This is a genomic window from Bradyrhizobium betae (assembly GCF_008932115.1).
GTDB classification, from domain to species: domain Bacteria; phylum Pseudomonadota; class Alphaproteobacteria; order Rhizobiales; family Xanthobacteraceae; genus Bradyrhizobium; species Bradyrhizobium betae.
This window is the reverse complement of the sequence record NZ_CP044543.1, coordinates 4,408,923-4,426,040: the sequence shown is the minus strand read 5'-3', so window position 1 is coordinate 4,426,040 and position 17,118 is coordinate 4,408,923. Positions and strand designations below refer to the sequence as shown.

General features: G+C 64.3%; 17 protein-coding genes. 9 read left to right on the top strand and 8 right to left on the bottom strand.

Annotated features, from left to right (window positions below; translation table 11 throughout):
- Window positions 1-2: 2 nt before the first annotated feature.
- Window positions 3-1,214: an NnrS family protein gene (locus tag F8237_RS21055; protein WP_151647555.1), complete on the bottom strand. Its 1,212-nt coding sequence runs from the start codon at window positions 1,212-1,214 to the stop codon at window positions 3-5.
- 127 nt (window positions 1,215-1,341) lie between these two features.
- On the opposite strand from F8237_RS21055, the gene F8237_RS21050 reads away from it, so the two are divergent.
- On the top strand, window positions 1,342-2,052 hold the full coding sequence (locus F8237_RS21050; protein WP_151647553.1) for a Crp/Fnr family transcriptional regulator: 711 nt from the start codon (window positions 1,342-1,344) through the stop codon (window positions 2,050-2,052).
- Between the two features lie 87 nt (window positions 2,053-2,139).
- Here the strand turns inward: F8237_RS21050 and F8237_RS21045 are convergent, their stop codons facing one another.
- Together F8237_RS21045 and hemN are read right to left on the bottom strand one after the other, a co-directional pair.
- A complete protein-coding gene (locus F8237_RS21045) occupies window positions 2,140-2,337 on the bottom strand; it encodes a DUF1858 domain-containing protein (protein ID WP_151647551.1) in 198 nt (65 codons plus the stop codon).
- 248 nt (window positions 2,338-2,585) lie between these two features.
- Window positions 2,586-3,938 (bottom strand): oxygen-independent coproporphyrinogen III oxidase, encoded by a 1,353-nt coding sequence (gene hemN, locus F8237_RS21040; RefSeq protein ID WP_151647549.1) that lies wholly within the window; start codon window positions 3,936-3,938, stop codon window positions 2,586-2,588.
- A 160-nt stretch (window positions 3,939-4,098) separates the two neighbouring features.
- On the opposite strand from hemN, the gene F8237_RS21035 reads away from it, so the two are divergent.
- The 3 genes from F8237_RS21035 to F8237_RS21025 all read left to right on the top strand — a co-directional run bounded on the left by F8237_RS21035 (window position 4,099) and on the right by F8237_RS21025 (window position 6,596).
- Window positions 4,099-4,305 (top strand): hypothetical protein, encoded by a 207-nt coding sequence (locus F8237_RS21035; RefSeq protein WP_151647547.1) that lies wholly within the window; start codon window positions 4,099-4,101, stop codon window positions 4,303-4,305.
- A 262-nt stretch (window positions 4,306-4,567) separates the two neighbouring features.
- Window positions 4,568-5,665, top strand: a complete 1,098-nt coding sequence (gene nirK / locus F8237_RS21030; protein ID WP_162006150.1) for a copper-containing nitrite reductase — start codon at window positions 4,568-4,570, stop codon at window positions 5,663-5,665.
- 52 nt (window positions 5,666-5,717) lie between these two features.
- Complete coding sequence (locus tag F8237_RS21025) at window positions 5,718-6,596, top strand: SUMF1/EgtB/PvdO family nonheme iron enzyme (protein WP_151647543.1); 879 nt, start codon at window positions 5,718-5,720, stop codon at window positions 6,594-6,596.
- Window positions 6,597-6,667: 71 nt separating this feature from the next.
- On the opposite strand, the gene F8237_RS21020 is transcribed toward F8237_RS21025, so the two are convergent.
- Both F8237_RS21020 and F8237_RS21015 read right to left on the bottom strand, forming a co-directional pair.
- A complete protein-coding gene (locus F8237_RS21020) occupies window positions 6,668-7,318 on the bottom strand; it encodes a CoA transferase subunit B (RefSeq protein WP_014439848.1) in 651 nt (216 codons plus the stop codon).
- Entirely contained in the window at window positions 7,318-8,055 is a 738-nt protein-coding gene (locus F8237_RS21015; RefSeq protein ID WP_014439847.1) for a CoA transferase subunit A, read from the bottom strand. Before F8237_RS21015 ends, F8237_RS21020 begins: the two co-directional genes overlap by 1 nt.
- A 270-nt stretch (window positions 8,056-8,325) precedes the next feature.
- On the opposite strand from F8237_RS21015, the gene F8237_RS21010 reads away from it, so the two are divergent.
- From F8237_RS21010 to F8237_RS36935, 5 genes are all read left to right on the top strand, one after another.
- Window positions 8,326-10,218 carry an AsmA family protein gene (locus tag F8237_RS21010; protein ID WP_151647541.1) on the top strand — a complete coding sequence of 631 codons (1,893 nt, stop codon included), beginning with the start codon at window positions 8,326-8,328 and terminating at the stop codon, window positions 10,216-10,218.
- 206 nt (window positions 10,219-10,424) lie between these two features.
- Window positions 10,425-11,810, top strand: coding sequence for an ABC transporter substrate-binding protein (locus tag F8237_RS21005; RefSeq protein ID WP_151647539.1), 1,386 nt, complete (start codon window positions 10,425-10,427; stop codon window positions 11,808-11,810).
- A 97-nt stretch (window positions 11,811-11,907) separates the two neighbouring features.
- Window positions 11,908-12,780, top strand: a complete 873-nt coding sequence (locus F8237_RS21000; protein ID WP_151647537.1) for a carbohydrate ABC transporter permease — start codon at window positions 11,908-11,910, stop codon at window positions 12,778-12,780.
- On the top strand, window positions 12,777-13,643 hold the full coding sequence (locus F8237_RS20995; RefSeq protein ID WP_151647535.1) for a carbohydrate ABC transporter permease: 867 nt from the start codon (window positions 12,777-12,779) through the stop codon (window positions 13,641-13,643). Before F8237_RS21000 ends, F8237_RS20995 begins: the two co-directional genes overlap by 4 nt.
- A 113-nt stretch (window positions 13,644-13,756) precedes the next feature.
- Window positions 13,757-13,918, top strand: a complete 162-nt coding sequence (locus tag F8237_RS36935) for a hypothetical protein (protein WP_244625938.1) — start codon at window positions 13,757-13,759, stop codon at window positions 13,916-13,918.
- Window positions 13,919-14,140: 222 nt separating this feature from the next.
- Here the strand turns inward: F8237_RS36935 and F8237_RS20985 are convergent, their stop codons facing one another.
- The 3 genes from F8237_RS20985 to F8237_RS20975 are packed head-to-tail and all read right to left on the bottom strand — an operon-like array spanning window position 14,141 to window position 17,041.
- Window positions 14,141-14,953: an ABC transporter permease gene (locus F8237_RS20985; protein WP_151647533.1), complete on the bottom strand. Its 813-nt coding sequence runs from the start codon at window positions 14,951-14,953 to the stop codon at window positions 14,141-14,143.
- 4 nt (window positions 14,954-14,957) lie between these two features.
- On the bottom strand, window positions 14,958-15,872 hold the full coding sequence (locus F8237_RS20980; RefSeq protein WP_151647531.1) for an ABC transporter permease: 915 nt from the start codon (window positions 15,870-15,872) through the stop codon (window positions 14,958-14,960).
- The gene (locus F8237_RS20975) at window positions 15,869-17,041 is read right to left on the bottom strand and encodes an ABC transporter ATP-binding protein (RefSeq protein WP_151647529.1); all 1,173 of its coding nucleotides are present in this window, start codon (window positions 17,039-17,041) and stop codon (window positions 15,869-15,871) included. Before F8237_RS20975 ends, F8237_RS20980 begins: the two co-directional genes overlap by 4 nt.
- Window positions 17,042-17,118: the final 77 nt, after the last annotated feature.

The following is a 17,118-nucleotide window of genomic DNA, read 5'->3' as shown; positions in this document are numbered from 1 at the left end:
GCTCAGCGCGCCGGAGCGGGCACGCCCATGATGGCAAGTGCGCGCCGGCGGCTGCCGGCGAGGAGCGGTCCGAACGCGATCGCAAAGCCGAGGAACGCGACGACCCAGCCGCAGGCAGCGACGTGGAGCAGCGCATCGCTGTGCGTCGGCAACACCACGGCAGCGACCCGCGCCAGCGCTGCGATGATGATCGCGGCGTAGATTCCTTGCGTCGCGGGCGAGGCCGTCAAGGCCTGTCCGGTGTGGCCGAGGCTCGCGCGCGTCATCACCGCGAGCGTCATGGTTCCGGCCGCGCCCGCCATCCAGGCATGGATGCCGGCACTCGGCGGCAGCACACCGAAGACAGCCAGGGCATGCAGGATGAAACCGAGCGGCACGAAGACATAGCCGACATGCAGGATCAGCAGCAGGCGTTCCCGCGTGGTGCGATCACCGGCCCACCGCGCGAGCCGCACCAGATGCAGCACCCCGACCAGGGCCATCATCACGCCGGTGACCACATTCAACGGCGCCACGATCCACGCAACGAGCGCGAGCGCGCTGCATCCAATCACCGCGCCGTCGAAACGCCCGAACGGCACCGGCAGGCGGCCGTCATTGAACTTGACCAGCCAGTTGCGGGTGAAGCTCGGGATGATGCGGCCGCCGATCAGCGAGATCATCAGCACCACCCCGCCGATGCCGACGCGGATGCTGACATCCGCCGCGCCTTGGAAGTGCGCCTCGAGATGGAAGGCAACATTGCCGGCGAGCAGCACCAGCACGAGCACCACCACGGGCAGATTGCGCCAATTGCTGCCCGCGATGATCTCGCGCGTGGCGGCGGCGACGACCAGCGTCAGGAACGCGGCATCGACGGCAAGCGCGAACGCCCAGCCAATATCCGCGGACAACGTCACCGCGAGGCGACCGGCCAGCCACACCATCAGCAACGCACCCAGCGACGTCCCCTGAATCGGCAACCGCCCGGTCCAGTTCGGGATCGCCGTGAACAGGAATCCCGTGATCACCGCCGGCAGGAAACCAAAGAGCATTTCGTGGACGTGCCAGTCGCGCGGCGCGAAAGCGGAACTCACGGACAGCTCACCATAGAACATCGGCAGCCAGGCCAGGATCGACAGCCCTGCCTGGATCGCTGCGAGCAGGAAAAAGGGCCGAAAGCTGTTCGCAAACAGCGGCCAGCCCTCAAATTTGCGGGGTCGAGCGCCAGCCATGAAAGCAACTCCTGTGAATTCACCGTTGGCTGGAAAAATACTGCCGCCCCGCCGTCCCGTTTTGCGCTATCGCAAACACCGGGACGATTGCAGGTGTCATCACGCTCCCGAGCGCCAAGGAGGCAGAATGGCCAAGGTCGATACATCGCTGGTTGCGCATTTGCCGCTGTTTGCAGGCGTCAAGCCGGACGATCTCGACGAGATCCTGCGCGAGGCCCGCTCGGCGCGCTACCCCAAGAACACCGCCATTTTCGAACAGGGCGCCGACGCGCAATCCTTCTTCCTGCTGCTGCACGGCCATGTCCGCGCGGCGAAGACCACGCCGACCGGCGAGCAGATCGTGGTGCGCTATGTCGCGCCCGGCGAGACTTTCGGGCTGGCGATGGCGATCGGCGCCGCACACTATCCGGCGACGGCAATGGCGGTGGACGACAGCGTGGTGCTGATCTGGCCGACCTCGGCCTGGCCACGACTGATCGAGCGTTTTCCGGCGCTTGCCGCCAACACGCTGCAGACCGTCGGCACGCGGCTGCAAGAGAGCCACACCCGCATCCTGGAAATGTCGACCCAGCAGGTCGAGCAGCGCGTCGCGCATGCGCTGCTGCGCCTCGCCAAGCAGTCCGGCAAGAAACTCGACCACGGCATCGAAATCGACTTCCCGATCAGCCGTCAGGACATCGCGCAAATGACCGGCACCACGCTGCACACCGTCAGCCGCATCCTGAGCGGCTGGGAACAGCAGGGTCTCGTCGAGAGCGGCCGCCAGCGCATCGTCCTGCGCGATCCGCACAAGATCGTCGTGCTGGCGGAACGCAGCGCGGACAGCGGCGCAGCCTGAAGGTCGGAGTGAGGGAGCTTTCGCTTACGGCGAAAGCTCGCCCTCACCCGGGAATCCGCGCGCGTCCCGCGCGAACTCCAGCCCGCCTCACGCCGGCACGCATTCGCACAGCGCGGCGAGGAATTTTTCGCGATCGATGCCATGTTCGCGGCAGGCGTCTTCCACGGTGTGGAAGGTCGCGATCGGACAACCGACACAGGCCATCCTGAAGGCGAGAAACACGCGGATCGTGTGCGGCGCCGTACGCATGATGTCATCGACCAGATCGTCGGATCCGAAGGGCATGGACAACTCCGTTCCGATGTGACGATAGCGGAGGTGGCCGTGGTTTCTTTGTTGGAGCGCAAGCTGGCGCCGGTTCCTCCGCCCTCATTCCGGGGCGCGCCACCCGAACTCGGGTTTACCCGAGCTGGCCGACTTGAAGATCCAAGTCGGCAACAGCTTGGATGGCGCGAGCCGGAATCCATCGAGCGACAAGCCATGCAGTGAAATGGATTCCGGCGCGCCAAAAGACGCGCCGCGGAATGGCGGGGCTACACCGCCCTGCTATGCAATTGCTTCACCGGATCCAGATGCGCGTCGAACGCGGCCGCGACGCTGCGAACCAGGAATCGCGAGTCGCTCGCAACCGCGAGCCGTTCGCCATCGAGCCTGACGACGCCATCCGAGATCAGCGACTTCAGGCGCGACGCCGATTGCAGCATCGCCCCAGCCTCTGCACCATGACGCGCGCAGATGTCGCCGAGATCGGCACTGAACTCGCACATGATACGCTCGATGATGTCGGCGCGCAGGCGATCGTCGTCGGTGAGCCCATAGCCTTTCGCGGTGGCGAGATGGCCATTGGCGATGCTTTGCGCATAAGCGCCGATCTGCACCTGGTTCTGGACGTAACCTTGCGGCAGATGTCCGATCGCGCTGGCGCCGAAGCCGAGCAGGACCTCGCCCTGGTCGGTGGTATAGCCCTGAAAATTGCGCCGCAGCGTCCCCTCCTTGAAAGCCACGGCCATGGCGTCGTCGGGACGTGCGAAATGGTCGAGGCCGATCTGCACATAGCCGGCCTCCTTCAGCGCGTTGGCGATCGCGCAAGCCTGGTCGTGCCGCGCCAGCCCGTCGGGCAGATGATTTTCATTGATCATGCGCTGGTGCTTCTTGAAGCTTGGAACATGCGCATAGCCGAACACCGAGAAGCGGTCCGGCGCGAGCTCAAGCGAGCGCCGCACGGTATCCAGGCACGAGGCGACGGTCTGGTGCGGCAGCCCGTAGATCAGGTCGAAGTTGATGCCGTTGATGCCGGCCGACCGGAGCATGTCGACGACGGAAGCGGTCTGCTCGAAGCTTTGCACGCGGTTGATCGCACGCTGCACGACGGGATCAAAACTCTGCACCCCCAGGCTCGCACGGTTGACGCCGGAGAGCCGCATGGCCTCCACCATCTCGGCGGTCAGCGTGCGCGGATCGATCTCGACCGCGATCTCGGCGGACGGCAGCACGAAGAACGCGTGGCGCATCGCCGCCATCAATTCGGCAAACGCCTCAGGCGCCATGATCGTCGGCGTACCGCCGCCGAAATGGATGTGCTCGACCTTGATGCGGCGGCCGATGGTTTCCGCGACCCGCACGATCTCGCTGCGGAGGGTTCGCTGATAGGCAGCGATGAGCCCGTCGCGACGAGCGATCTGGGTGTGGCAGCCGCAGTACCAGCACATCTCGCGGCAGAACGGCACATGCAGATAAAGCGAGGCGCTGGCGCCCGCGGGGAGCTCGGACAACCACCGGGCATAGGTGTCGGCGCCGATCGCCGGTGAGAAGTGCGGCGCGGTCGGATAGCTCGTGTAGCGCGGCAGCCTCTCTTCGCCATAGCTCGCTGCGAGATCAGTCCTCATGTCTTACCCATTCGTAAATCAACGTCGCGCAATGACGCGGCAGGTCCCTGATGGCACCAAATTACCCATTTCCGGAGGGATGACCTTGCGCTTGCTCAAAGTCTGAGCGCCGTATCGGAGCCATACTCACAATCAATCATTGCCCCTCTGGAGATAGGCCATGGCGTCGCTTGCGCTCGATCTCGTCCTCTGGCTCATCGGCGTGCGCGGCCATATCCCACGCTTCGACGAATTTCGTCCCGTCCCCACCGCGCCCTCGGCCAGCGTCAGCTCGATCGTTCGCGTTCTGGCGATCACGGCTGCCGTCCTCGCCGCGCTGTCGTTCGCGGTCTGGGGCACGGTCTGGATTGCAATCCAGCTTCTTTGATCGGCGCATCCATCCATTCACGACTGAACTTGCGAATTGAACTTGCGAACGACTTGCTGCTGGCGCAGCAATGTCGCGCGCCATGTGCCATCGTGTTTTTCGCATCGTCTCTCGCGCATCGTCGATGCGACCTTCGGCAAATCTCTTAAGGATTTTACCGGAGGCGAATCCGGCAAAAGCTTGTCGCAGCGCAAACACTCTTGCCGGGATCGGCGCACACTGCATCCGTCATCAAAACCCTTTCAGATGAAGGATGCTTCCGATGTTCACCCGCAGAGCCGCATTGATCAGCGCCGCCGCGACCGCCCTGATGCTGGCGACGCCCGCTTTCGCCGCCAGCGATCTCAAGCTGCCGCGCCAGAAGGTTGAGCTGGTCGCCCCGCCCTTCGTGCATGCGCACGAGCAGGCCACCACGCAAGGCCCGAAGATCATGGAGTTCAGGATGACCATCGAGGAGAAGAAGGTGGTCATCGACGACAAGGGCACGACCTTCCAGGCCATGACCTTCAACGGCTCGATGCCGGGCCCGCTGATGGTCGTGCATGAAGGCGACTATGTCGAGCTGACGCTGGTCAATCCCGCCAACAACACCATGCCGCACAACATCGACTTCCACTCCGCGACCGGCGCGCTCGGCGGCGCCGAGCTCACGCTGATCAATCCCGGCGAGCAAGTCGTGCTGCGCTGGAAGGCAACACGGACCGGCGTGTTCGTCTATCACTGCGCACCGGGCGGCCCGATGATCCCCTGGCACGTCGTCTCCGGCATGAACGGCGCCGTGATGGTGCTGCCGCGCGACGGACTGAACGACGGCAAGGGCAAGGCGCTGAAATACGACAAGGTCTACTATGTCGGCGAGCAGGACATGTACGTGCCGCGCGACGAGAAGGGCAACTTCAAGTCCTACGACTCGCCGGGCGAAGCCTTCACCGAGACCGAAGAGGTGATGAAGAAGCTCATCCCCACGCACGTCGTATTCAACGGCAAGGTCGGCGCGCTCACCGGCAAGAACGCACTGACGGCCAAGGTCGGCGAGAACGTGCTGATCGTGCACTCGCAGGCCAATCGCGACAGCCGTCCGCATCTGATCGGCGGCCATGGCGACTATGTCTGGGAGACCGGAAAATTCTCCAACGCGCCGGAGACCGGGCTCGAGACCTGGTTCATCCGCGGCGGCTCGGCGGGAGCTGCGCTGTACAAGTTCCTGCAGCCGGGCATCTACGCCTATGTCACGCACAATCTGATCGAGGCCGCTGATCTCGGCGCCACCGCGCACTTCAAGGTCGAAGGCAAGTGGAACGACGATCTGATGACCCAGGTGAAGGCGCCCGCGGAGATACCGGCTCCCGGCACCAACTAGACGCGACAAGGGGCCGGTCATCACCGGCCCCTTTTTTCTACGGGGGACGACCATGTTGATCGCATTCAAGCTGAAACTGGCACTGGCCTGCGCCGCCGGACTCGCGGGGCCAATCGCGGTGGCGCCGCTGGTCTCGGACATGGCCGTGCACGGCACGGCGACCGAGCCTGCCATCGTCATCGTGGCGCCGGGCAATCTATCCTATCGCGAAGCCGGCGATTTCACCCGCGCCGGGCAGCAGGCCGAAGTGCCGCTGCGCGCGATGCGGTTCACAAAACCGCTTCACATCATGCGCGAGCAGGTCTCCTCCGCCGACTACCAGCTCTGTGTGCAGGAAGGCGCCTGCCGCGCACTCGATCGTGGCGTCACGATCGCGCTCGACCGTCCCGTCGTGCAGGTCAGTTGGCACGATGCCGAAGCCTATGCAGGCTGGCTGTCGCGCAGGACCGGCCATCACTACCGCCTGCCGAGCGACGCGGAATGGGCCTTTGCTGCGGGCTCGAGGTTCAAGGACGACGGCGCGCCGGTGGACGCAGAGGATCCTTCGAAGCGCTGGCTCAGCCGCTATGAGCGTGAATCCGAGCGCGACCTCTCCGACACCACGGCCTATCCGTTCGGCAAGTTCGGCCCCAACGAGCACGGCATCGAAGATCTCGCCGGCAATGTCTGGGAATGGACCTCGACCTGCTTCGTGCGCTCGCGGATCGACGCATCAGGCAATGCCGGCCGCCCGACCGTGAATTGCGGCGTGCGCGTCGCCGAAGGCGCGCACCGCGCCTATGTCACCGACTTCATCCGTGACGCCCGCGCCGGCGGCTGCGCGCAGGGCGTGCCGCCCGCCAATCTCGGCTTCCGCCTGGTGCGCGAGGAGCCGTCATGGGTCGCGAGCGTATCGGCGCGGTTGAGCAGGGTGTGGACGGCGAGGTCGTAGGTACCGCCTCGCCCAAACGAAAATGGCCGGGACGAAGCCCGGCCATTTCACGATCATTCGCGACCGCTATCTCAGCTGTTCTTCAGCGCGACGCGGAATTCCGCTTCGGTCTTGGCCTTGACCTCGTCGAGCGAGACGCCATCGGCGAGCTCGATCAGGGCCATGCCGCCGTCGCCGTGCTTGTCGATGGTGAAGACGGCCAGATCCGTGACGACCATGTCGACCACCCGCTCGCCGGTCAGCGGCAGGTTGCACTGCTTCAGCAGCTTGGAGCCGTCCTTGGCCGAATGCTCCATCACCACGACGACGCGCTTGACGCCGGCGACGAGGTCCATCGCGCCGCCCATGCCCTTGACCATCTTGCCGGGGATCATCCAGTTGGCGAGATCGCCGTTCTGGGCGACCTGCATGGCGCCGAGGATCGACAGGTCCATGTGACCGCCGCGGATCATGCCGAAGGAATCCGCGCTCGAGAAATACGAGGTCGAGGGCAGCTCGCTCACGGTCTGCTTGCCGGCATTGATGAGGTCGGCGTCCTCTTCCCCTTCATAGGGGAACGGGCCCATGCCGAGCATGCCGTTCTCGCTCTGCAGGCTGACATCGACCCCGTCGGGGATGTAGTTCGAGACCAGCGTCGGGATGCCGATGCCGAGATTGACGTAGTAGCCGTCACGCAATTCCTTCGCGGCGCGCGCAGCCATCTGTTCACGAGTCCAGGCCATCAGATTTCAACTCCTGTTCCGGCCGCGGGCGCGCGATCCTGACGCGGGCGGGTGTTGCGGAATTCGATGCGCTTCTTGGCCGTACCGACCTCGATGATGCGCTTCACGAAGATGCCGGGCGTGTGGATGTGGTCGGGATTGAGTTCACCGGCCGGAACCAGATGCTCGACCTCGGCCACCGTGACCTTGGCGGCGGTCGCCATCATCGGGTTAAAGTTGCGCGCGGTCTTGCGATAGATGAGGTTGCCGGCGGTATCGCCCTTCCAGGCGTGCACGATGGCGAGGTCGGCGAACAGGCCGCGCTCCATCAGATATTTCTCGCCGTCGAACTCCTTCACTTCCTTGCCTTCGGCGATCAGCGTGCCGACGCCGGTCTTGGTGTAGAAGGCGGGGATGCCGGCGCCGCCGGCGCGGATGCGCTCGGCCAGCGTGCCCTGCGGATTGAATTCGAGCTCCAGCTCGCCGGCGAGGAATTGCTGCGCGAACAACTTGTTCTCGCCGACATAGGACGAGATCATCTTCTTGATCTGGCGGGTTTCCAGCAGGCGGCTGAGCCCGATGCCGTCGACACCGGCATTGTTGGAGACCACCGTCAGCCCCTTGACGCCCGACTCGCGGATCGCATCCGACAGTTCCTCGGCGATGCCGCAGAGGCCAAAGCCTCCCGACATGATCATCATGTTGTCCTTGAGAACGCCCTCAAGAGCCGACTTGGCGTCGGGATAGACCTTGTTCATGCAAAAAACCTCGACTGAACCTTCGGCTTGCAGGCGGAGCGCCTTATTGGCGGCGATTATTAGGCGAAATCCTCCAAAGCCGTCAATGATACGGGTTCTCCGTTCCGCGAGCCGGTGCTAGAAGCTGCCCATGCAGTGGGCAGAACCGTCCGCGGCCTTGAAAGCGACAAGAAAACCCATCAAGTTGCGGGGGTTGGGCGTGGGGCGCGCAGGTTTCCCGCCCGCCCTTCTGGCTCCAACGACCAACCCGATCAGGACACGCCATTGACCATGGCCCAAGGAATGAAGCGCCTCGGGACGCCGATCGCGGCGCTGCTCGGCGTCGCGCTGATCGCCCTGATCGCGACCTCCTGGCTCATCAACCGCGACGCGTTGCGCAGGGCGGTGGAAGTGCAGATCCGCGAGGTTACCGGGCTCGAGCTCAATGTTGCCGGCGCGATCGACATCTCGGTGCTGCCGGCGAGCTACATCTCCTTTCATGACGTCGGGCTGAAGGGCGGCGGCACCGGCGACCCCGCGCTCCATGTCGACGTGCTCACCGCAAACCTGCGGCTGCTGCCGCTGCTGCTGCAACGGTTCGAGATCGCCGACCTCACGCTGCTGCGGCCGCGCATCCATGTCAGCCTGAAGCCGGACGGCGACAGCAACTGGACGCCGTTCATCCAGACCATCGCACGCACCATGAAGCCCGGCGCCGACAACCAGGTGTCGTTCTCCGAGATCAGGATCCAGGACGGCGTGCTCAACTACGAGGACGCCGCCACCCACGCCACCGAGAAGTTCGAGGACGTCGACCTGTCGCTGGCCTGGCCCTCGATCTCGCGCTCCTTCGCCGCGACCGGACAGTTCGACTGGCGCGGCGAGCGCGTCGACGGCTCGATCAGCTTCTCCGATTTCGTCGCCGCCCTCTCCGGCGACCGCTCCGGCCTGAAGGCGCGTATCGCCAGCGCCCCGCTCAAGCTCGCCTTCGACGGCAGCGTCGCCAACCGCACCAGCCCGATGATGGAAGGCACGGTCACGATCGACAGCCCGTCCCTGCGCAACGCGCTGCGCTGGACCGGCCAACCGCAGCCCGGCAGCGGCGGCTTCGGCCGCTTCGCGCTGAAGGCACGCGCCAATGTCGTCGGGCCCTCGATCGCGCTCACCAACGTCAATGTCGAGCTCGACGGCAACACGGCGGAAGGCGTGATGACCTACGCCAATAACGGCCGGCAGACGCTGCAGGCGACGCTTGCCGCCGACGCGCTCGATTTCACGCCCTACATCTCGACCTTCCGCCTGCTCGCCAGCGGTGCGCGCGACTGGAACAGGCAGCTGTTCGATCTCAACGGATTGTCGACCACCGACCTCGACATGCGCCTGTCGGCAGCCAAGCTGACGGTCGGGCCCACCAAGCTCGGCCGCACCGCGATCGGCGCCAATTTGCGCAACGGCACGCTGGCGCTCTCGGTCGGCGAAGCCCAGGTCTATGGCGGCATCGCCAAAGGCTCGTTCGGCATCGCGCGCTCCGATACCGTCGCCGACGTCAAGGCGCAATTCCAGTTCATCGACGTCGATCTGCAGGCCTGCGCTTCCGAACTGTTCGGGCTCAGCAAGCTGTCCGGTCGCGGCAACATCAACGTCTCGCTTCTCGCCTCCGGCTCGAGCCCGTTCGGCCTCGTGCAGTCGCTCGACGGCACCGCCACCGTGACCGGACATGACGGTGCGATATCGGGCTTCAATGCCGAGCAGCTCCTGAAGCGGCTGGAGCGGCGGCCGCTGTCGGGCGGCGGCAATTTCCGCAACGGCTCGACCCCTTACGACAGCCTCACCGTCGCGCTCAAATTCTCCGACGGGGTCGCGACCGCCGAAGACATCCGCATCGAAGGGCCGGCTGCGAAGATCACGCTGACCGGCACCGCCTCGGTGCCGACCCGCGAATACGACATGAAAGGCGTGGCAAGCCTGAACACGACATCCGGCTTCCAATTGCCCTTCATGGTGCAGGGTCCATGGGACGATCCCCTGATCTTCCCCGACCCCGAAGCCCTGATCCGCCAGTCGCCCGCGGCTACACCTTTCCTCGACCTTCTGAAGCAGCGCATCACCGGTAGCGGCAAGCGTCCCGCGCAGGATGGATCGCCGACGGCGGACAACGCCAAAGAGAACGCGAAGTCCAACTGAGGACGGCGATCGTCCGATGCGGCCCGATCAGCTGCGAATTGATGCGGGCGAATTGATGCGGCGATTGGATCGATGCGCACGTTAAGCATCTCCTCGGACCCGACACCCCACGACCCAGGTCCGACAAGATGCGTTGATTGCGCTACCATCCTGCGCTAGTGTTTTTTCCGACCGGTTAAAACACCGGCGGCTTGAGGGAGAAAAACGTGAAATCCAAGATTATTGGCGCAGTATCACTGGCGGTCGCTGCGGCCGGGCTGTTCGGAGCCGCTGCACCCGCATTTGCGCAGCAAAAGACGATCACGGTCTGGTGGGGCAAGGGCTTCTACCGCTCCGAAGACGACGCATTGCTCGAGACGATCAAGAAGTTCGAAGCCAAGACCGGCATCAAGGTCGAATTGTCGCAGTACGCGATCCAGGACATGATTCCGAAGACCGTCGCCGCGCTCGACGCCGGCACCGTGCCCGACGTCGCCTATTCCGACAGCTACGACGTGCAGGCGCAGGGCAAGTGGGCCTATGAGGGCAAGCTCGAGGACCTCTCCGATGTCATGGGGCCGATCAAGGATCGGTTCGTGCAGAACACGCTGGATGCGTCGATCCTCTACAACGACGTCACCAAGAAGAGGGCCTATTACGGCTTCCCGCTGAAGCAGCAGAGCATGCACGTCCAGATCTGGAACGACATGCTGGAAAAGGCGGGCTTCAAGCAGAGCGACATCCCGACCGACTGGGCGGGCTACTGGACGTTCTGGTGCGACAAGGTGCAGCCGGGGATCCGTAAAGCCACCGGCCAGCGAATCTATGCTGTCGGACAGCCGATGGGCGTGGAATCCACCGACGCCTTCCAGTCGTTCTATACCTTCATGGACGCGTATCACGTCAAGCTCGTCGATGACGACGGCAAGCTGCTGGTCGACGATCCCAAGGTCCGCGACGGCCTGATTCACGCGCTGAAGGACTACACCGACACCTATATCAAGGGCTGCACGCCGCCCTCCTCCACGACCTGGAAGGATCCGGACAACAACGTCGCCTTCCACAACAAGACCATCGTGATGACCCACAACTTCACGATCTCGATCGCGGCGAAGTGGTACGAGGACTCGCAGAACCAGGCCCTGACCCAGGAGCAGCGCGACGCCGGCAAGAAGGCCTATGAGCAGGACATCATCACCGCGTCCTTCCCGAAGGCACCGGATGGTTCGACCATCCGCTATCGCTCCGACGTCAAGACCGGGCTGGTCTTCACCGCGGCCAAGAACAAGGCCGAGGCCAAGCAGTTCATCAGCTTCCTGCTCCAGGAAGAGAATGTTCGCCCCTATATCGAGGGCGCGCTCGGCCGCTGGTTCCCGGTGACGAAGGCAAGCCAGGAAAGCCCGTTCTGGCAGGCCGACAAGCATCGCAAGGCGGTCTATGCCCAGTTCACCGGCGGCACCGCTGCGTTCGACTTCACCAAGAACTGGAAGTTCACGATCCTCAACAACGAGAACGTCTGGGCCAAGGCGATGAACCGGGTCGTCAGCGAGAAGGTTCCGGTCGACAAGGCCGTCGACGAGCTGATCGCCCGCATCAAGCAGGTTGCAGGCTAAGGTCCCTCTCTTCCTCTCCTCGCTAGCGCGAGGAGAGGCGAAACGCTAACACCGGCCGCCTCGTGCGGCCGGCGGTCCTTTCAAAGAGTCCTGAAGAATGGCGATCACGCTCTCTGGCGATCAGTCGATCCCCGCACCGCCCTTGTCGTCGCGGCTGACCCCAGGGCAGGTCTGGGGCATCGCGCTGCTCGCGCCCTATCTGCTCGTTTTCCTCGCTTTCGTGGTCTATCCCGTCTGCTACGGACTGTGGCTGGCGCGGGCGCCGTCGAATTACGTCGCGCTCTATAACGATCCGATCTTCGCGCGGGCCGCGGTCAACACGCTGATTTTCCTGGTCATCGGCATCAACATCAAGATGCTGATCGCGCTGTTCCTATCCGGCTTCTTCGCCCAGCAGCGCACCTGGATCAGATGGCTCTCGGTGATCTTCATCCTGCCCTGGGCGGTGCCGTCGATCCCGACCATCCTGTCCGTGCGTTTCATGTTCAATCCGGAATGGGGCGTGGTCAATCACCTCATCTTCTCCCTCACCGGCGATGACGGCCCGAACTGGCTGAACGACCCGACCGTGGCGCTCACCATGGCGATCGGCGTGCACATCTGGAAGTCGCTCCCGTTCTGGACGCTGATCCTGATGACTGGCCGGCTTGCGATTGCGCAAGATCTATTCGAGGCGGCCGAAGTCGACGGCGCGAGTTGGTGGCAGAAATTCCGCTTCATTACCTGGCCGTCGATGCAGACGCTCTATATCACCTGCACGCTGCTCTCGATGATCTGGACGCTCGGCGATTTCAACAGCGTCTATCTGCTCACTGGCGGGGGACCTGCCGACCTCACGCATGTGCTGTCGACGCTGGGTATCCGCTATCTCCGGCTCGACCAGCTTTCGCTCGCGATGGCCTCCATCGTGTGCGCGATTCCGTTCGTCGCGCCGCTCATGTACTTCATGATGAAACGGCTGTCGCGATGAAGCTTCCCGGGTTGAACGAATTTTCCTGGCGTGACGTCGCGACTGAAACGCGGCTGCTGCTGATCGGCATTCCCGTCTTCCTGTGGACGATGATACCGATCTATCACATGTTCCTGTTCGCGATCTCGCCGAAGGAAGACGCGTTCTCGGGCAAGCTCTGGCCGGAACATCCGACGCTGCACAACTTCGAGATCGTGTTCAAGCAGCAGCACTACTTCCTGCGCGACTTCTATGCGCAGTTCTGGAATTCGCTGGTGATCGCCGCAGCCGTCGGCGTGCTGACATTGGTCATCGCCACGGCCGCGGCATTCTCGATCTCGCGGCTGCGCGTGCCCGGCGGACGCGTGGTGATGAACCTTGCGCTCTTCACTTATTTCATCCCCGCGGCGTTCCTCGCCGTGCCGATGTACCGCACCATGGGCAATTACGGCCTGCTCAACAATCACTGGTCGCTGATCCTGGCCATGGTGACGATCGCCAGCCCCTACGCGATCTGGGTGCTCAAGCAGGCCTCCGACAAACTGCCGGTCGAGCTGGACGAGGCCGCCGTGATGGACGGCGCCACCACGCTGCAGATCTTCCGCCTGGTCTATCTGCCGCTGATGATGCCCTCACTGGTCGCGATCGGCACCTATGCGGTGCTGCTGGCCTGGAACGAATACCTCTATGCGTTCCTGCTGCTGTCGAACGACCGCGAGATCACGCTTCCCGTCGCGCTCGGCAACTTCCTCGCCGCCGACGACTCGCCGTGGGAGCTGTTGATGACGACGGGCTTCATCTATGCGCTGCCGCCGGCCGCGATCTACTACGCCTTCCGCCGCTACATGGTGGGCGGTCTCACGGCGGGTGCAGTGAAGTCCTGACACGGCAGGACGCAGCGGGCCACCGCAAGCGGGACGTTCGGGCGACGACGTGGACAATTGCGGGTTGTCCACGCCTGCTCTAATCTCGAAGCCCTGTTGAGGGGCTCGTCATCATGCGCGGCAACGACGCGATCCATCTCGACCTGATGCTGCTGGCGCTCGCGGCGGCCTATCTGGTGCCGTTCGAGCTGTTGCTGCTGGCCTATGTCGTGCTCGGCCCGGCGCATTACTTCACCGAGATCACTACCTCAACTGGTTCATCAAAGCCGACGTGATCCGCTGGACCGCGGTACCGAAGGCCCGGCTGGCGGCGATGGCCGCCGCCAGCGCCGCCTCCACCGCGCTTTATTTCTACGACTATGGGTTCGGCTTCACCTTTCTGCTGGCGCTGAGCCTGATCCACATCCTGCTCGAGTTCCCGCTCGACAGCCTCGCGCTACGCCAGCTCGGCGCCGCGGTACAAGGGGCGACTCGCGCGTGGTATCTCGGCCGAACGGCTACAGCGGCGCCGCGCTCTCGCCCTGCTCACTCGACAGTTTCGAAGCGAGCGAGGCGATGACGATCACCATCGCGATCAGGCCGATCACGAGCGTGCAGATCGCGTTGATCTCGGGTTTCACCCCTAACCGCACCTCCGAATAGATCCGGATCGGCAAGGTCGCCGAGCCCGGGCCGGTGGTGAAGCTCGCGATCACGAGATCGTCGAGCGACAGCGTGAAGGCCAGCATCCAGCCGGCGACGATGCTAGGTGCGATCAGCGGCAGCGTCACGGCTACGAACGCGCGAACCGGGTTGCAGCCGAGGTCCATCGCGGCCTCCTCCAGCGACCGGTCGAGCGAGCCGAGGCGCGACTGCACGACCACCGCGACGAAGCACATCGTCAGGGTGGTGTGGGCGATCGTCACCGTCCAGAAGCCGCGCTCGGCGTTCAGCGCCACGAACAGCAGCAGCAGCGACAGTCCGGTGATCACCTCCGGCATCACCAGCGGCGCGTAGAGCATGCCGGAGAACAGCGTGCGGCCGCGAAACCGCTCGCCGCGCGACAATGCTACCGCGGCGAGCGTGCCGAGCAGCGTGGCAATGGTCGCGGAGGACATCGCGACCTCGAGGCTCATCCAGGCCGCCTCGATCATGGCGCGGTCGTTGAAGAACTCGTGATACCAGCGCAGCGACCAGCCGCCCCACACCGTCACCAGCCGCGAGGCGTTGAAGGAATAGATGACGAGGATCAGGATCGGCAGATAAAGGAATGCCAGCCCGAGCGTGAGCGAGACGATGTTGAAGCGGGACAGACGCGAGGACTTGCGCATCGACTCAACGTCCCTGTTCCAGTTGCCGCTTCTGCAGCCGCTCGTACAGCAGCAGCGGCACCAGCAGCACCGCCAGCAGCACGATCGCCGCGGCGGAGGCGACCGGCCAGTCCTTGTTGGTGAAGAATTCGAGCCACAGGGTCTGGCCGATCATCAGCGAATTGGAGCCGGCCAGGAGATCCGGGATCACGAACTCGCCGACGATCGGGATGAAGCACAGCAGCACGCCCGCGCCGACGCCGGGCAGCGACAGCGGAAAGGTGACCAGCCAGAATACCTGCCAGGGCGGCGCGCCGAGATCGGAAGCCGCCTCATCCAGCACTGGCTCCATTTTCGCGAGCGTGGCGTAGAGCGGCAGGATCATGAACGGCAGATAAGAATAGACGATGCCGATATACATCGCGCTGTCGGTAGAGAGCCACACCACCGGCTGGCTCACCAGATGCAGCGCCAGCAGGATCTGGTTGAGCAGGCCGTCATGCTGGAGGATGTTGATCCAGGCGTAGATGCGGATCAGGAACGAGGTCCAGAACGGCACGATCACCAGCACCATCGCCACCGCCTGCCAGCGCGTCGGCAGCCGCGCCATGCCATAGGCGATGGGATAGCCGATCAGCAGCAACAGCGCGGTCGCCGTGACGGCGACGGTGAGGCTGCGCACATAGGCGAACACGTAGATGTCGTCGGAGGCGAGCAGCCTGAAATTGTCGAGCGATAGCGCGGAGAGCGCCACCTTCAGCGCTGCCCACCCCGCCGTCAAGTCGAACACCGGCTCGTAAGGCGGCTGCGCGATCGCCGTTTGCGACAGGCTGATCTTCAGCACGAAGCCGAACGGCACCAGGAAGAACAGCACCATCCAGACATAGGGCGCGATCGCGGCAAAGCGCGCCGGCCGCGCGAAGATGCGGCGAGAGCTCATGACGTCAGCACCATGCAGTCGTCGGGCGCGAACCAGGCGACGACATGCTGGTTCAGGCTGTAGGCATCGACATCGAGGCTCGCGCTGTTGGCGACGGATGCCTGCACCATCCCGCCGGTATCGAGCTTCACCTTGTAGGTGGTGGTGCCGCCGAGATAGCAGATGTCGGCGATCACGCCGTCGAGCCGGTTGATCGCCGTCTCATGACCGGCCTCGCTCACCGGGCCGCGGCGCGACAGCTTGACCTTTTCGGGGCGGATCGCGACCGACAATTTTCCACCGCCGACCGGTTCGCGCGGCTCGGCCACCACCAGCGAACCCGCGTCGCGCGTGCCGATGACCAGGCGATGGCCGTCGCGTAATTTGGACTCGCCGTCGAACAGGTTGATGTCGCCGACGAACTCCGCGATCCAGCGCGAGCGCGGCGCCTCGTAGAGCTCGCGCGGGCTTGCGACCTGAGCCAGCTTTCCGGCCTTCATCACCCCGATCCGGCTCGCCATCGTCATGGCCTCCTCCTGGTCGTGGGTGACGATGATGAAGGTCATGCCGAGCCGGCGCTGCAGCTCCATCAGTTCGCCCTGCGTGCTCTCACGCAGCTTCTTGTCGAGCGCGGCGAGCGGCTCGTCGAGCAACAGCAGTTGCGGCCGGCGTGCCAGTGCCCGCGCCAGCGCCACGCGCTGGCGCTGGCCGCCGGAAAGCTGGTCGGGCTTGCGCTTCTCCAGCCCCTCGAGCTTCACCAGCGCGACCATCTCGGCCACGCGCGTGGCGATGTCGGCACGCGCCATGCCGGCGCGTTTCAGGCCGAAGGCGATGTTGTCGCGCACCGACAGATGCGGGAACAGCGCATAGTTCTGGAACATCATGTTGATCGGGCGCTCGTGCGGCAACGCCTGCGCGATGTCCTGGCCGCCGAGCAGAATGCGCCCTTCGTCCGGCGCCTCGAAGCCGGCGAGCATGCGCAGCAGCGTCGTCTTGCCGCAGCCGCTGGGCCCGAGCAGCGCAAAGAACTCGCCGGCCTTGACGTCGAGCGAAACGCCGTCCACCGCGCGGAAGGTGCCAAAGGTCTTGGCGACGCCCTCGATGCGCAGCAGCGGCTGGCCGGCTGGAGGATGCTTTTCTCCGCCGGCCACAAAGGCTGCAGCGCCTGTTTTGGGCAACTCGTCAGTCATGGTCTCCGCCAACCCCGATTCCGCCGCACGCTAGCGGCCGATCGTGCTTTGCTCAACCGGTTCGGAACGGATCGTGC

Excerpts from the sequence above, each read along its gene's own strand:
- F8237_RS20975 (WP_151647529.1), bottom strand. The coding sequence starts at position 17,041 with ATGACTGACGAGTTGCCCAAAACAGGCGCTGCAGCCTTTGTGGCCGGC.
- hemN (WP_151647549.1), bottom strand. The coding sequence starts at position 3,938 with ATGAGGACTGATCTCGCAGCGAGCTATGGCGAAGAGAGGCTGCCGCGC.
- nirK (WP_162006150.1), top strand. The coding sequence starts at position 4,568 with ATGTTCACCCGCAGAGCCGCATTGATCAGCGCCGCCGCGACCGCCCTG.
- F8237_RS21000 (WP_151647537.1), top strand. The coding sequence starts at position 11,908 with ATGGCGATCACGCTCTCTGGCGATCAGTCGATCCCCGCACCGCCCTTG.
- F8237_RS21020 (WP_014439848.1), bottom strand. The coding sequence starts at position 7,318 with ATGGCCTGGACTCGTGAACAGATGGCTGCGCGCGCCGCGAAGGAATTG.
- F8237_RS20995 (WP_151647535.1), top strand. The coding sequence starts at position 12,777 with ATGAAGCTTCCCGGGTTGAACGAATTTTCCTGGCGTGACGTCGCGACT.
- F8237_RS21035 (WP_151647547.1), top strand. The coding sequence starts at position 4,099 with ATGGCGTCGCTTGCGCTCGATCTCGTCCTCTGGCTCATCGGCGTGCGC.
- F8237_RS36935 (WP_244625938.1), top strand. The coding sequence starts at position 13,757 with ATGCGCGGCAACGACGCGATCCATCTCGACCTGATGCTGCTGGCGCTC.
- F8237_RS21050 (WP_151647553.1), top strand. The coding sequence starts at position 1,342 with ATGGCCAAGGTCGATACATCGCTGGTTGCGCATTTGCCGCTGTTTGCA.
- F8237_RS21010 (WP_151647541.1), top strand. The coding sequence starts at position 8,326 with ATGGCCCAAGGAATGAAGCGCCTCGGGACGCCGATCGCGGCGCTGCTC.
- F8237_RS21055 (WP_151647555.1), bottom strand. The coding sequence starts at position 1,214 with ATGGCTGGCGCTCGACCCCGCAAATTTGAGGGCTGGCCGCTGTTTGCG.
- F8237_RS21025 (WP_151647543.1), top strand. The coding sequence starts at position 5,718 with ATGTTGATCGCATTCAAGCTGAAACTGGCACTGGCCTGCGCCGCCGGA.
- F8237_RS21045 (WP_151647551.1), bottom strand. The coding sequence starts at position 2,337 with ATGCCCTTCGGATCCGACGATCTGGTCGATGACATCATGCGTACGGCG.
- F8237_RS20985 (WP_151647533.1), bottom strand. The coding sequence starts at position 14,953 with ATGCGCAAGTCCTCGCGTCTGTCCCGCTTCAACATCGTCTCGCTCACG.
- F8237_RS20980 (WP_151647531.1), bottom strand. The coding sequence starts at position 15,872 with ATGAGCTCTCGCCGCATCTTCGCGCGGCCGGCGCGCTTTGCCGCGATC.
- F8237_RS21015 (WP_014439847.1), bottom strand. The coding sequence starts at position 8,055 with ATGAACAAGGTCTATCCCGACGCCAAGTCGGCTCTTGAGGGCGTTCTC.